15 protein-coding genes and 1 tRNA gene are annotated in these 13052 nt (G+C 56.8%); 9 read left to right on the plus strand and 7 right to left on the minus strand.

The features are described from left to right. Positions 1-285: 285 nt before the first annotated feature. From msrQ to ACR0MJ_RS16990, 3 genes are all read right to left on the minus strand, one after another. Complete coding sequence (gene msrQ / locus ACR0MJ_RS16980) at positions 286-900, minus strand: protein-methionine-sulfoxide reductase heme-binding subunit MsrQ (protein WP_480762069.1); 615 nt, start codon at positions 898-900, stop codon at positions 286-288. A gap of 4 nt (positions 901-904) precedes the next feature. Beyond that, a complete protein-coding gene (gene msrP, locus ACR0MJ_RS16985) occupies positions 905-1804 on the minus strand; it encodes a protein-methionine-sulfoxide reductase catalytic subunit MsrP (protein ID WP_170664176.1) in 900 nt (299 codons plus the stop codon). A gap of 131 nt (positions 1805-1935) precedes the next feature. Beyond that, positions 1936-2475 (minus strand): winged helix-turn-helix transcriptional regulator, encoded by a 540-nt coding sequence (locus ACR0MJ_RS16990; RefSeq protein WP_480761870.1) that lies wholly within the window; start codon positions 2473-2475, stop codon positions 1936-1938. 40 nt (positions 2476-2515) lie between these two features. Between ACR0MJ_RS16990 and ACR0MJ_RS16995 the strand changes: the two genes are divergently transcribed. Further along, positions 2516-2893, plus strand: a complete 378-nt coding sequence (locus ACR0MJ_RS16995) for a VOC family protein (protein ID WP_170398520.1) — start codon at positions 2516-2518, stop codon at positions 2891-2893. A 72-nt stretch (positions 2894-2965) separates the two neighbouring features. On the opposite strand, the gene clpB is transcribed toward ACR0MJ_RS16995, so the two are convergent. Both clpB and ACR0MJ_RS17005 read right to left on the minus strand, forming a co-directional pair. Beyond that, complete coding sequence (gene clpB, locus ACR0MJ_RS17000) at positions 2966-5584, minus strand: ATP-dependent chaperone ClpB (protein WP_480761872.1); 2619 nt, start codon at positions 5582-5584, stop codon at positions 2966-2968. 127 nt (positions 5585-5711) lie between these two features. Next, positions 5712-6032 (minus strand): hypothetical protein, encoded by a 321-nt coding sequence (locus tag ACR0MJ_RS17005; protein ID WP_480761874.1) that lies wholly within the window; start codon positions 6030-6032, stop codon positions 5712-5714. 141 nt (positions 6033-6173) lie between these two features. On the opposite strand from ACR0MJ_RS17005, the gene pyrF reads away from it, so the two are divergent. Further along, positions 6174-6878, plus strand: coding sequence for an orotidine-5'-phosphate decarboxylase (gene pyrF, locus ACR0MJ_RS17010; RefSeq protein ID WP_170514647.1), 705 nt, complete (start codon positions 6174-6176; stop codon positions 6876-6878). Positions 6879-7135: 257 nt separating this feature from the next. On the opposite strand, the gene ACR0MJ_RS17015 is transcribed toward pyrF, so the two are convergent. Next, on the minus strand, positions 7136-7534 hold the full coding sequence (locus tag ACR0MJ_RS17015; RefSeq protein WP_480761876.1) for an NUDIX domain-containing protein: 399 nt from the start codon (positions 7532-7534) through the stop codon (positions 7136-7138). A 91-nt stretch (positions 7535-7625) separates the two neighbouring features. Here ACR0MJ_RS17015 and ACR0MJ_RS17020 point away from each other — a divergent pair, with 91 nt between their 5' ends. Further along, positions 7626-8879 (plus strand): DNA polymerase IV, encoded by a 1254-nt coding sequence (locus ACR0MJ_RS17020; RefSeq protein ID WP_170819142.1) that lies wholly within the window; start codon positions 7626-7628, stop codon positions 8877-8879. 2 nt (positions 8880-8881) lie between these two features. Here ACR0MJ_RS17020 and ACR0MJ_RS17025 read toward each other — a convergent pair whose 3' ends face one another. Then, positions 8882-9754 carry an N-formylglutamate amidohydrolase gene (locus ACR0MJ_RS17025; protein ID WP_170514642.1) on the minus strand — a complete coding sequence of 291 codons (873 nt, stop codon included), beginning with the start codon at positions 9752-9754 and terminating at the stop codon, positions 8882-8884. Between the two features lie 149 nt (positions 9755-9903). Here ACR0MJ_RS17025 and ACR0MJ_RS17030 point away from each other — a divergent pair. The 6 genes from ACR0MJ_RS17030 to ACR0MJ_RS17055 all read left to right on the plus strand — a co-directional run bounded on the left by ACR0MJ_RS17030 (position 9904) and on the right by ACR0MJ_RS17055 (position 13020). Continuing rightward, positions 9904-9978: transfer RNA gene (locus tag ACR0MJ_RS17030), tRNA-Val, on the plus strand. A 92-nt stretch (positions 9979-10070) separates the two neighbouring features. Then, positions 10071-10196 (plus strand): type B 50S ribosomal protein L36, encoded by a 126-nt coding sequence (gene ykgO, locus ACR0MJ_RS17035; RefSeq protein WP_005648635.1) that lies wholly within the window; start codon positions 10071-10073, stop codon positions 10194-10196. A gap of 184 nt (positions 10197-10380) precedes the next feature. Next, complete coding sequence (locus ACR0MJ_RS17040; RefSeq protein WP_170636916.1) at positions 10381-10767, plus strand: hypothetical protein; 387 nt, start codon at positions 10381-10383, stop codon at positions 10765-10767. Beyond that, the gene (locus ACR0MJ_RS17045; RefSeq protein WP_170398502.1) at positions 10757-11278 is read left to right on the plus strand and encodes a hypothetical protein; all 522 of its coding nucleotides are present in this window, start codon (positions 10757-10759) and stop codon (positions 11276-11278) included. The genes ACR0MJ_RS17040 and ACR0MJ_RS17045 overlap by 11 nt, the downstream gene beginning before the upstream one ends. Before the next feature lie 20 nt (positions 11279-11298). Continuing rightward, the gene (locus ACR0MJ_RS17050) at positions 11299-11862 is read left to right on the plus strand and encodes a hypothetical protein (protein ID WP_223117417.1); all 564 of its coding nucleotides are present in this window, start codon (positions 11299-11301) and stop codon (positions 11860-11862) included. Positions 11863-12003: 141 nt separating this feature from the next. Then, positions 12004-13020, plus strand: coding sequence for a Fe(3+) ABC transporter substrate-binding protein (locus tag ACR0MJ_RS17055; protein ID WP_170398498.1), 1017 nt, complete (start codon positions 12004-12006; stop codon positions 13018-13020). Positions 13021-13052 lie beyond the last annotated feature (32 nt).

The following is a 13052-nucleotide window of genomic DNA, read 5'->3' on the forward strand; positions in this document are numbered from 1 at the left end:
AAAAACCTCAGATGCCCCCAGTCTCTCCCGAGCGTCTCCGCAGCTTCCACCGCGTCCCAGCACCTCAGCAGCGCCGGTGAAGGGCGTTCTAAATATATCGCCCAAAAGCCGCAAGTGGAAAAATCAAAAAAACGCAAAAAAACGCAAAAATAGAATTTTATCACACTAAAACATATGGTTACGAAGAGTGTCCAGCCATTCAACCCGGAAGTCGCGGACACAGACCATCGCAAATCACGCCATGGATATGTTATTCACACTGTTACCCACAGACTCGCCTGCGAGTCAGGCTGAATCGGCTTGCCTAAACCGGATCAGGATTGTTGCGACCGGTAGGCGCATGACCAGAAGTCCCAGAATAATAGCCAAGTAGACCAATGGCTCGATCTGAAACCCCTTCGCCAACATCACATAATGAAGCGCCCCCAGAATTGCTGCTGGATAGACCAGACGATGCAATTTGCGCCAACGAGGCCCCAAACGGCGAACCGCCCAGTTGTTGGACGTGATTGCAAGCGGCAGTAACAGTACAAAGGCAGCCATGCCCACCGTGATATAGGGCCGCTTGATAATGTCCGCCCAGATTTGGCTGGGAATCTGAACATCCAGAACCAGCCAGATCAACAGGTGCAATGCGACATAGGAAAATGTCAGTACACCTAACGCGCGGCGGAACTTCATCAGATTTAGGCCAGCGAAGCGACGCAAGGGCGAAATCGCGAGACCCAAAATCAGAAGCTGCAGCGCCAGTTCGCCAAACTCGTGCTCGAGCGCCTCGATCGGCTCGACCCCGAGACCACCGGTCATGCCCTGATAAAACAACCAGGGCGCAGGCAGCGCGCCCAGCAAATAAACGGCCCAATTGGGAAGCCGTCGCAAGAGGTCGTTGAGCCGCCGCATCATCTCAGTAGTTCTTCGCCAGATCCATGCCTTCGTAAAGGCTGGCGACCTCATCTTCATATCCGTTGAACATCAGCGTCGGGATTCGCTTGGCAAACAGACCTCCGCCGATTTGACGTTCCGAAGCCTGCGACCAGCGGGGGTGATCCACATTGGGGTTCACATTGCTGTAGAACCCATATTCCCTAGGACCTGCCATGTTCCAACTTGTCGGAGGCTGGGTATCCGTAAGGGTAATCCGCACGATCGATTTGATCGATTTGAAGCCATATTTCCACGGTACCACCAATCGCAAAGGCGCGCCGTTCTGGTTCGGGATGTCCCTGCCGTAGATCCCAGTAGCCATAATGGTCAGCGGATGCATCGCCTCATCCAAACGCAGCCCTTCGCGATATGGCCAGTCTAGTACCGGATACGCCACACCCGGCATCTCATCGGGACGATAGGCGGTCTCAAACGCCACGTATTTCGCGCCGTCCTGAACGCCAGCCATGCCGAGTAGATCTGCCAGTTCAAACCCGTTCCAAGGTATCACCATCGACCAGGCCTCAACACAGCGGAACCGATAGATTCGCTCCTCAACAGTCATTTCAGACATGATGTCTTTGAAATCATATTCACCAGGGCGGTCGACCAGACCGTCGATGGTTACACTCCAGGGCTCGGTTACCAGTGTGTGTGCATATTTCGCCGGATCATCCTTGCGTGTCCCGAACTCATAATAATTGTTGTAGGAAGTAATCTCTTCCCAGGTATTCGGTTCAAGCGCCTCGGCCGCCGCTGGCCGCGCGAGGCTCGCCAGCCCGACACCCGCCAAACCGGCCATGACCTGTCGCCGGTTCAGAAACGCCGCCCTTGGGGTGACGTCCGCATGCGTCAGTTTGTTGGTCCAGCGATGCGCCATTTGGTTCTCCGTTATCCATTAACCTCGTAACTGAGGTAAGGTCTGATAGCACAGAGCCAAGGAAACAGGCGTCACGATTGAGCGAACAGATTGTAACGAAAATTAGGTACGCTTGGGCGCGAGGATAACGGTCACCCGATGTTCAAGCCGACAACACGGTTTATTTCGCACCCAAGATTGACCGCCTGATAGGTCGGAAAAGGCAGCCGGGCCGAAATTTCGATATCGCGCCGAACCCAGTCCTGCGCCTCTAACTGCTTGAGCGAGGACGACAATGCGCGATCAGTGATCACCCGAAGATCCGACCTGAGCCCTGAAAAGCGCCGCGGTTGGCGGGTCAACGCCAGAATAGGGACCGTCCAGCTACGACGCAGTAGCTTCAATTCGGTATCATCCGGCACCAAGGCCACGATTTCTGCCGCTACAGCCGCCGCCTGAACCCCGGCTTTGGTCAAACGGAATTCAGGGCGCAAAGGGTGGCCGTGGCCCGGGTTCCGTTCAAGCAAGCCAAGGCTGACCAGATGCTCAAGACTTGCCGCAAATGACGTCCGGCTTGCCCCGGTCGCGGCGTGCAATGGGGCCTGCCTGCCCGGAACCCCCTGGTGCAGCTGCGCAAGAATGTTCAGCGACCAGGCCCGAGAGGTAAGCTTGACAAGTAATTTAATGTCCATAAAGTATAGTTACTTTATTTTAGGACAAAAGGAAAGCTCCATGGCCCTCGTTTCCTTAGAAAACACCATCACTCTCGCCATTTCGGTCAAAGATCGCCACGCCAGTGCGCGCTGGTATAATGACAAGCTCGGGTTTGAGTTGATCCATCATATTGATGAGGCGGGTTGGAGCGAGATGCTCACCAAAACCGAAGGCGTGACCCTTGGTTTGGGCGAGCAGGCAGAACCAGCGCCCGGAAACACCGTTCCGGTCTTTGGTGTTGCTGATATCGCAAGCGCACGCGATGCTTTGGAAGGGGCCGGAGTTCGGTTTGACGGCGAAACCGAGACGATTGAGGGGATGGTCAGCACTGCCACATTTTACGACCCGGACGGCAACGCAATGATGCTGGCGCAGGATCTGACCGGGCAGGTCTGAACGCTCTTAGTCGCAATACAAGCCACCAAAAAAAGACCCGCCTGGATGGCGGGTCTCTTCATTACCTGAGATTTAATGCACGACTGCATCATCCGGGCGCGGACGCTCGGACGTTCCCAGCCGATCGCCGATGATCAAACCATCGGTTCCGGCGGTCACCGGAACGGTCTCACCATCCTTTATCTCACCGGCCAGCAGTGCTTCGGCCAACGGGTTCTGCAGGGCGCGTTGGATCACGCGTTTCAATGGGCGGGCACCGAAGACCGGATCATAGCCTTCACCGGCCAGCCATTCCTTCGCGCCATCGTCCAGTGCCAGCTCGATCTTGCGGGCAGCCAGACGTTTCTGCAGACGTGCCATCTGGATATCGACGATGCCATCCATATCGGCCCGTTTGAGCCGGTCAAAGATGATGGTTTCGTCCAGACGGTTCAGGAATTCAGGCCGGAAATGAGCCCGGACCGCGTCCATGACATCCCGCCGCGCTTGCGCACTGTCAGCCCCTTCGGGCAACTGGCTGAGTGCCTGAGACCCAAGGTTCGACGTCAGGATGATCAGCGTCTGCTTGAAGTCGACGGTACGACCCTGACCATCGGTCAGGACGCCATCGTCCAGGACCTGCAGCAGCACGTTGAACACATCCGGGTGTGCCTTTTCGACCTCGTCAAACAGCACGACCTGATAGGGTCTGCGCCGCACGGCTTCGGTCAGCACACCACCTTCGTCATAGCCGACATAGCCCGGAGGGGCACCGATCAGACGGGCGACCGCGTGTTTCTCCATGAACTCGGACATGTCGATGCGCACCATCGCGTTGTCGTCGTCGAACAGGAAGTTCGCCACGGCCTTGGTCAGCTCGGTCTTGCCCACGCCGGTCGGGCCGAGGAACAGGAACGAGCCCAATGGGCGGTTCTCGTCATTCAGACCGGCACGCGCACGGCGCACGGCGTTGGCAACAGCAGTGACCGCCGCATCCTGACCGATCACGCGGGAATGCAGATCGTCTTCCATCCGCAGCAGTTTCTCGCGCTCGCCTTCCAGCATTTTCGAGGTCGGGATACCGGTCCAGCGTTCGACCACCGAAGCGATCTGTTCCGGGCGCACCGTTTCCTCGGCCATCATGGCGTTGCTTTCGGCGTTTTCAGCCTCGGTCAGCTTTTTCTCAAGCTCGGGGATGACGCCATAGGACAGCTCACCCGCCTTGGCGAGGTTGCCCTCACGCTTGGCGATCTCCAGATCAGCGCGCGCTTTGTCGAGTTGTTCCTTCAGATCACGCGCGCCAGCCAGCTTGTCACGTTCTGCCTGCCATTGGGCGGTCATCTCGGCGGATTGCTCCTGCAGGTCGGCCAAATCCTTTTGCAAGGTTTCCAGACGATCCTTCGAGGCCGCGTCATCTTCAAGCTTCAGCGCCTCTTCCTCGATCTGCATTTGCAGGATCTGACGATCCAGCTGATCGAGTTCCTCGGGCTTGGAATCCACCTCCATCCGCAAACGCGAAGCCGCTTCATCGACAAGGTCGATGGCTTTGTCAGGCAGGAAGCGGTCGGTGATGTAGCGATGCGACAGGGTCGCCGCCGACACGAGCGCCGAGTCCGAGATGCGCACACCGTGGTGCAGCTCGTACTTTTCCTTGATACCGCGCAGGATGCTGATCGTGTCCTCAACTGTCGGCTCAGTGACCATCACCGGCTGGAACCGGCGGGCGAGGGCTGCGTCTTTCTCGACGTATTTGCGGTACTCATCCAGCGTCGTCGCGCCGATACAATGCAACTCACCCCGGGCAAGCGCAGGCTTGATCAGGTTGGCGGCATCCATCGCACCGTCGGATTTACCTGCACCTACCAGCGTGTGCATCTCGTCGATGAACAGTATGATCTCACCGGCGGCTTCGGTAACTTCGGTCAGAACAGCCTTCAGTCGTTCTTCGAACTCACCGCGATATTTAGCACCGGCGATCAGCGCACCCATGTCGAGCGCGAGAAGCTTCTTGTCCTTCAATGATTCCGGCACATCACCATTGACGATGCGCAGGGCCATGCCCTCGGCAATCGCGGTCTTACCGACGCCGGGTTCACCAATCAGTACCGGATTGTTCTTGGTGCGGCGCGACAGAACCTGCATCGAACGGCGGATTTCCTCATCCCGCCCGATGATCGGGTCGATCTTGCCTTCGGCTGCAGCCTCGGTCAGGTCGCGCGCATATTTTTTAAGCGCGTCGTAGCCTTCTTCCGCCGATGCGGTGTCAGCAGTGCGGCCCTTGCGGATATCGTTGATCGCTTCGTTCAGTTTCTGGGCCGATACAGCACCGGCCTCCAAAGCCTCTTTGGCTTTGGATTTCACCATACACAGCGCCATCAGAACGCGTTCAACCGGCACAAAGCTGTCGCCCGCCTTGGTGGCGAGCTTCTCTGCCTCGTCCAAAACCTTGGCGGTCTGGCCGTCCATATAGATCTGGCTCGCGTCGCCGCTGACCTTCGGGATTTTGCCCATGGCCGCGTCCAACGCCTCAACCACGCGGTTCGGTGCGCCGCCAGCGCGTGTGATCAGGTTGCTGGCCAGCCCCTGATCGTCGTCCATCAGTGCTTTCAAGATATGTGTGGGCTCCAGCCTTTGGTGCCCCTCGCGCAGCGCAATGGTCTGCGCGGCTTGCACGAAACCCCGTGCCCGCTCGGTGAACTTGTTCAAGTCCATAGCATTCTCCTTTTCTTAAGCGCCCCGTATTGATGCGCCCGCTTGGCGGCACGCGTCGGTCTGGGCCTCACATTCAATTTGGGAAATGTCTTTTCCCATTCAAGGGGCTAGAGCATATAAATCGGCGTCATCCGCGCGGAATCGAGTAGACGGAATAACCGCCAGTTTCTCCCATCAATTCAGCGTTATACATTTCGACCAAAGACTGCTCGGCACTGCTGCCTGTGGGGCATGAAACCAGATCAGCCGTATGATCGAGGAAGTTGCCGGTATAGGCTGTTTCCCCGGTCAATTGACACCAGTCGTCTTCCGATCGGTACCCACGCACTAACAGAAGATTGTCATTGGTTGGAGCCGGCGCGACACCGGTTTCGGGCGGATCGCTTTGAGGCGCGTCTTCGCATGCGGCCAACATCAGTGCCGCGCCAAGTAAAATTACCTTTTTCATCGTTTCTATCCCTGTTCTGAACGTCGGCACTTTAGCACATTGCGCAAAATAATGAGTGAACTGCGTCACCTCGGGCTTCACACATGGACAGATCGCCCTGAACCCGTTAGGACGCAAACGTTTGCCAAAAAGGAGCGCCCCATGTCCGATGACCGCCTTATCGTAGCCCTCGACGTCCCAAACGCCCTGCAGGGTCTAGCCATGGCCGAGCGGCTGGGCGACTCGGTTTCGTTCTATAAGATCGGGCTGGGTATGTTGACTGGCGGCGGTCTGGCATTGGCCAACGAGTTGAAACAGGATCACGGAAAGCGCATTTTCTTGGACATGAAGCTGTTCGATATCGGCAACACTGTAGAAAATGCAGTGCGTGGGTTGGCTCAGTTCGATCTGGACTTCTTGACGGTGCATGGTGATCCGCATGTCGTACGCGCCGCAAAGGAGGGCGCTGCAGGCAAGGACATGAAAATTCTGGCGGTAACCGTCCTGACATCACTGAACAGGGACGATCTGGATGCAAGCCTTCTGAAAGCGGGTGACGTGCAGGACCTCGTTGTAGAACGCGCGGCCAAGGCTTTCGAGGCCGGAGCTGATGGCGTCATCGCCAGCCCTCAGGAAGCCGCGCTAATCCGCGCCCTGCCCCAATCCGAAGGTCGTTTGATTGTAACCCCTGGGGTACGCCCTGCTGGCGCAGCTTTGGGCGACCAAAAGCGGGTCGCAACCCCGGCCAGTGCAATCGGCGATGGGGCCGATCATATCGTCGTGGGTCGCCCGATTTATCAGGCGGATGACCCCAAAGCCGCCGCACAAGCAGTTTTGAGCGAGTTAAATTCATTGACTCACCATTAGGCGAAAAGCCAAAAATTGCGGAAGGAACGGTGCTCAAGCAATTGACGTCAGGTCAATTTTTCGCGCCGCCGCGCCAAATCGTCCCTGTGCCCGAAAACACACATGAAAAACATGAGTTTTATGGCGTTCGGCTTGTGGCTATCGAAAAACGCCATTTTCGGCGATTCTACACACAAGACACTCCCCAACGGGCCATCTCTTCCTGAGGCTCGTTACCTCCCCCCGCAGGCGCGGGGGGTTTTCTTTCGAAGTCCCGTTCAAAGCTGCGCCGTTTCCGTCAAATAATCCCGAAGGCGATCTGCAAAATTTGGAATGGCCAACGGATTCGACAGATAATCCCGCGGACAATTCAGCCTCCACCCCTGCCCTTCGTCCCCAAAACGGATCAGACCAACATCTTCCGGCGGGCGCAGGGCGACGTAGAACCAGCTTTGACCATATTGCCGTGACCAGACAAGATCGGTTGCGCACAGGCGCAGCCCAACCTCTTCATCTGTTTCACGCAACGCGCATTCGATCGGTGTTTCGCCTGACTTTTTCCCGCCGCCTGGAAAATCGAGATGACCTGGAAACGGGATATCAGATCGATCATCTCTTAGAATGACCAGCAGCTTGCGCCCCAGAAACAACGCTATTTTTGCCCCGGCGAAGTCCATCGGTCCTCTTTTTATCCTTATCCATTCGCGATACCTTTTAACCTATCGAATGTCTTGACCAATCCGCCGCTGGCCGGAAAGAAACTACATCATGCCCGCCATCTGTCGCGACTGCCTGAAGGAAACTAAGCAAGGGCCGCGCTGCCCAACTTGCAGCAGCCCGAGGGTCAAATCGCACCCAGAGCTGTTTGACCTGACGATCGCGCATATGGATTGCGATGCTTTTTATGCTTCGGTCGAAAAGCGCGACAATCCCGAACTTGTCGACAAGCCTGTGATCATTGGCGGCGGCAAGCGCGGGGTGGTTTCGACTGCCTGTTACGTGGCCCGCGTTCGCGGGGTACGTTCAGCCATGCCAATGTTCAAGGCGCTTCAACTATGCCCCGAAGCGGTGGTGATCAAACCGCGTATGTCGGTCTATGCCAGCGTCTCGCGCGAGATACGCACTATGATGGACGAGTTGACACCTGATGTTGAACCGCTGTCGCTGGATGAGGCGTTCATGGACCTATCCGGCACCGAGCGGCTGCATGGTGCACCGCCAGCGGTCATGCTTGCGCGTCTGGTCAAGAGGATGAAAGATGAGCTGGGCCTGACGGGATCGATTGGCTTGAGCCATAACAAGTTTTTGGCCAAGGTGGCCTCGGATCTCGACAAGCCTCGGGGTTTTTCAGTGATCGGCAAGGCCGAGACGGCTGATTTCCTGCATGACCGGCCGGTGCGATTAATCTGGGGAATTGGTCCGGCGGCGCAGGAATCTCTGGATCGCGCAGGGATTCGCACATTTGCTGATCTTCTGCGCTGGGATCAGGAGGCGCTGACAGCGCGGTTCGGATCAATGGGCTACCGTCTGTGGCATCTGGCGCGAGGGCAGGACAAACGGCGCGTATCGGCCCATGAGCCGATGAAGTCGATCAGTAATGAGACCACTTTTTTCGAGGATACCGCCAGTCTTGAAATTCTGGACGGGCATCTGTGGCGTATGTCTGAAAAGGTAGCTGACCGGGCCAAAGCCAAGGGATTGGCTGGGCGAGTGGTGACGCTGAAGCTGAAACAGGCCAACCACAAGATCATCACCCGGCGCATATCACTACGCGATGCGACTCAGATAGCGGACCGGATTTATCGCACCGCTCGTGGGCTATTTGATCAGGTTGGCGATCAGGGTCCCTATCGCCTTTTGGGATGCGGTCTGTCTGACCTGTGCTCAGAGGATCAGGCCGATATCTCGGGCGACCTTCTGGATCCCGGTGCAGAACGCCGATCACAGGCCGAACGTGCGACGGACGAAATCCGGCGCCGTTTCGGTAGTGATGCAATCGTAAAAGGTCGTGCGCTGCGCTAGGTCTATTCGGCGGCAAGTGACATTGGATCGGACCCGATACTGGTGATCTGCGCGGTGACCTGCCGCAACACATCACGCAACGCCTCAAAGTTGCCGTTCGGCTGGATCGTTTCCTCGTTCATATAAAGTGACCGATCGATCTCGATTTGAACCGCATGCTGATGGCGGGCAGGTCGACCATAGGTCTGGGTGACGTAGGCCCCAGCAAAAGGCGTGTTGCGCGCCACATTCAGACCCGCGTCGGCAAAAGCGGCCTCGATCTGATCAACGATCACACCGGAAGCGGCCGCACCGAACCGATCGCCCAAAACGATTTCCGGTCGGGCCCGGCGCGAGCCGCCGGCCAGCGCCACCGCCTCGTGCGGCATCGAGTGGCAATCGATCAGAATGGCCTGCCCAAACATCTGATGCGATTCCGCCAGCAGAGATTTCAGACGAGTATGGTATGGACGCCAATAGGTATCGATCCGCAGGCGCGCCTCATCCATAGTCAGCTTGCCGCTGTAGATCGCCCTGCCGTTGGCGACCACGCGGGGAATCACCCCGAGGCCCGAGGTAACCCGCGGATTATGTCCGTGACGACGCGCACCCTGTATCAAAGCGGGGTCCAATTCATCCGAATTGCGATTCAGGTCCAGATAGGCGCGCGGCATGGCCGCGGCGAGCAGCGGTGCACCGAATTCAGCGACTGAGGAAAAAAGCTGATCGACATACGCATCCTCGGAGGACCGAATCATATTGCGGTTCAAAACAGACCGCTTCAACAAAGACTCGGGATAGGTCCGACCGCTATGGGGCGAGGCAAATACCACGCAGGACGTACGCGTTGCGGGCATATCCAGAATATAGGCTGCATTGGTGGCGGCGTCGGGCATGGGCTCTCCGTTGTTCGCACTCAACATAGACCGTAAAATAGTTCTGCCAAACCCCTTGATCCCCCCAACGACTCCTTTTATAGACCCCGCTACCGGCGCGGGGTTCCGCGCCCCATTTCGTTATGGGGCAGGTCACGCAACGGTTTCATGGGCGGTTAGCTCAGCGGTAGAGCACTTCGTTGACATCGAAGGGGTCACAAGTTCGATCCTTGTACCGCCCACCATGAATTCATTGCTCTGGTCTTTCCGGGGCACCCGATTAACCCAGGCGCTGGCCACGTCTTTGATGAAGGCGCCGCAGATTGGAGACAGACCCATGAAGGTCAAGAACTCGCTCCGCTCGCTCAAGAACCGGCACCGTGATTGCCGGGTTGTGCGTCGCAAAGGCCGCGTCTACGTGATCAACAAGACGCAGCGCAAGTTCAAAGCTCGCCAGGGCTAAGGGCTGCACGAACCTAATTAAAAAAACCGCGCTTTCGAGCGCGGTTTTTTTATGCCCTGCTTCTAGCGCCCTTTCGTGTCGGCGGAAGTGCCGGAAATCGCTCCGAAAGTCCGGTTCTGAGATTTAGTATTGTTATGAGACGGTCTCATGCTACGCTTTCCCTGTTTTTAGAAGGGAGGTCGGGTTGGCCAACGATGATCTGGATACGCTATTAGGAACAACCCTGACCGAGATGGTGGCCGATATAGGCCGAAGCGTGGCCCAAGCCGCCGAACAGCTTAGTCTGGATCAGTTGAACGCGCTGAAGAACTATCCTCAGGAACTGCGCGAGATGGGCATTCCGCCAGTCTTTTACCACATGCAGGATGTCGATGTAGAATTGAAGGTCGTCATGGAGATGACCAGTACCACAGAAGAAGGCAAACGCGGGATCATTGGCGCGTTTCTGTGTGGGCCAAAACTGACGCAAACAGATACGCTCGATGCGAGCAGCGCGTCGACCATGCGGATGCGGTTCGCGCCGGGACCGGTGGATGAAAGTGGTTCTGGTGGAGGGGTCGATGGCGACTAAAAAGGACAAGACCCCCAAAAAACAGCCTATAGATGTGCGCATCACCGAACTGCCCGAGGCCTTCACCACACTGCTTCAGTCATTGGAAAACCGCCTGACCGCGCTGGAGGCGCGCGAGGTCGTGTTGCTGGAGACGATCCAGGACCTGCAAGACCAGATCGACGACCTGGAAGAAGGAGGCGGTGGCATGCTGATGGGCTCGGGTTCTCCGGTGGTGAACCCAATGGCCGGAGGCCAGAGCGGAATGGAGGTTGAAGACAAAGATACGCAGATCGTGGATGCGCAGGTTTTTTCGCAGGCCCTGGGCGAACAGATCCTTGCAGGATCCGACGGCAGCGACGATTTCACCATCGACAATGTCCAGGTCGAAGCCTTTGTTGGGCTTGGTCGGGATGGCGACAAAGCCCAGTTCGCTACAAACGCGAAGAAACAGGCGGTCAGCCAGAACGCAGCGAAGGTCTCGTTCTCGGTCAAAAGACGGTCCGCAACGAAGATTATTGATAGAGACTGAATTCACAAAGGAGATTGGAAATGAGTATCGGGCAGGAACTGCTAAACGTCCCTTTCGCGGAAATGGTTCAGAAACTGGCGATTTCCGTGGCAGAGTCGCAAACTGAATTGGATAGACATTCGACTGATATCGCCAAATACATGGCGGATCAGAAAATCCAGCTTCCCGACCTATCCAACCCCGATGGTCCCCCAAAGGAATTCAGCCTCGTGTCGATGGGTTTCCTGCCCGCGTTCTATGCGGTGCAAGAGGCCGAGATCGAGGTAAAGATGGCGATCTCGATGACCAAACAGACCGAGAAATCAGGCAGCGCATCGGTCAAAGGTGGCTGGGGACCCGTGGCGGCGCAGGTCAACGCAAGTTATTCCTCGCGCTATGCCTATAATCAGGAAGGTGCAAGCAGGCTATCAATCAAACTGGCCCCAGCCGATCCGCCGGTCATGCTGCAGAAATACATGGAAGCGGTAACACAGGCGATGCTGACCAAAGAACCGGTGCTCAGCGACGATCCGGACCCCGAGCCGGCACCGTCACCCATCCCTCCGCAACCCGAAAGAAAACAAAGTAGGCGGCGTCAATCCTGAAGGGGCCGTCCGGCAAGGTAAGTTCAGCGACGTTTTGACCAACTAATTTTGTCGGATTTCCTTGCATCCCACCGAGAATCGTTTAATTGACCAAATCAGTCGGGTTAAATCCCGTCACGATTTTCAATGTTGGGACAAATGATGCTGAAATCCTCTACCTGCTTTGCCGCCACCCTGACGGCCCTGATCGCCACCTCTGCCGCAGCCGAGGGCGAGCTGAACCTGTATTCCTCGCGCCACTACGACACCGACGAACGCCTGTATTCCGACTTCGAAGAGGCCACCGGCATCACCATCAACCGCATCGAAGGCAAGGCCGACGAACTGATAGCACGGATGAAAGCAGAAGGCGCGAATTCGCCCGCTGATGTCCTGCTGACGGTCGACAGCTCGCGCCTGGCCCGCGCCAAGAGCGAAGGCATCCTGCAGCCGGTCGAGAGCGCAATCTTAGAGGAGCGTATTCCGGCAAACCTTCAGGACGAAGACAATCAGTGGTACGGCTTTTCTCAGCGCGCACGGATCATCTTCTTTGACAAGGCTGATGTCGCCAACCCACCCGCAACCTATCTGGATCTGGCAAAACCGGAGTATAAAGGGCAGATCTGCATTCGCTCGTCCGGCAATATCTATAACCAGACACTATTGTCATCGATCATTGCAAATCACGGCGCGGAAGAAGCCAGGAAATGGGCTGAAGGTGTCGCCGCCAACATGGCACGCGAACCTCAGGGCGGTGACACAGACCAGCTGCGCGGCATCGTGTCAGGCGAGTGCGAGATTGCGGTTGCCAACACATACTATATGGCCCGCGCTATGCGCAAAGACGTCAAGGGTCTAAGCGCGGATATCGAGATGATCGGCGTGCAGTTCCCGGCACAGGATGCCGAAGGTGCACATATGAACCTGTCGGGTGCGGGTGTTGCAGCAAACGCGCCGAACAAAGAAAACGCGATTAAGTTCCTTGAGTATCTCGCAAGCGATCAGGCCCAGGTCTACTTCTCGAACGGAAACGATGAATACCCCGCTGTCGAAGGCGTCGCGCTGGCTGAGAACGTGGCCGCTCTGGGGGAATTCAAAGCGGATGAGGTGAACCTCTCAGAGGCCGCTAAAAACATCCCCGAGGCACAGAAAATCTATAACGAAGTTGGCTGGAAGTAATCCAGTCCGATACCCGAGCAGCAAAAGGGCGC

The sequence above is a fragment of the Ruegeria sp. C6 genome (genome assembly GCF_056537625.1).

Excerpts from the sequence above, each read along its gene's own strand:
- msrQ (WP_480762069.1), bottom strand. The coding sequence starts at position 900 with ATGCGGCGGCTCAACGACCTCTTGCGACGGCTTCCCAATTGGGCCGTT.
- msrP (WP_170664176.1), bottom strand. The coding sequence starts at position 1,804 with ATGGCGCATCGCTGGACCAACAAACTGACGCATGCGGACGTCACCCCA.
- ACR0MJ_RS16990 (WP_480761870.1), bottom strand. The coding sequence starts at position 2,475 with ATGGACATTAAATTACTTGTCAAGCTTACCTCTCGGGCCTGGTCGCTG.
- ACR0MJ_RS16995 (WP_170398520.1), top strand. The coding sequence starts at position 2,516 with ATGGCCCTCGTTTCCTTAGAAAACACCATCACTCTCGCCATTTCGGTC.
- clpB (WP_480761872.1), bottom strand. The coding sequence starts at position 5,584 with ATGGACTTGAACAAGTTCACCGAGCGGGCACGGGGTTTCGTGCAAGCC.
- ACR0MJ_RS17005 (WP_480761874.1), bottom strand. The coding sequence starts at position 6,032 with ATGAAAAAGGTAATTTTACTTGGCGCGGCACTGATGTTGGCCGCATGC.
- pyrF (WP_170514647.1), top strand. The coding sequence starts at position 6,174 with ATGTCCGATGACCGCCTTATCGTAGCCCTCGACGTCCCAAACGCCCTG.
- ACR0MJ_RS17015 (WP_480761876.1), bottom strand. The coding sequence starts at position 7,534 with ATGGACTTCGCCGGGGCAAAAATAGCGTTGTTTCTGGGGCGCAAGCTG.
- ACR0MJ_RS17020 (WP_170819142.1), top strand. The coding sequence starts at position 7,626 with ATGCCCGCCATCTGTCGCGACTGCCTGAAGGAAACTAAGCAAGGGCCG.
- ACR0MJ_RS17025 (WP_170514642.1), bottom strand. The coding sequence starts at position 9,754 with ATGCCCGACGCCGCCACCAATGCAGCCTATATTCTGGATATGCCCGCA.
- ykgO (WP_005648635.1), top strand. The coding sequence starts at position 10,071 with ATGAAGGTCAAGAACTCGCTCCGCTCGCTCAAGAACCGGCACCGTGAT.
- ACR0MJ_RS17045 (WP_170398502.1), top strand. The coding sequence starts at position 10,757 with ATGGCGACTAAAAAGGACAAGACCCCCAAAAAACAGCCTATAGATGTG.
- ACR0MJ_RS17050 (WP_223117417.1), top strand. The coding sequence starts at position 11,299 with ATGAGTATCGGGCAGGAACTGCTAAACGTCCCTTTCGCGGAAATGGTT.
- ACR0MJ_RS17055 (WP_170398498.1), top strand. The coding sequence starts at position 12,004 with ATGCTGAAATCCTCTACCTGCTTTGCCGCCACCCTGACGGCCCTGATC.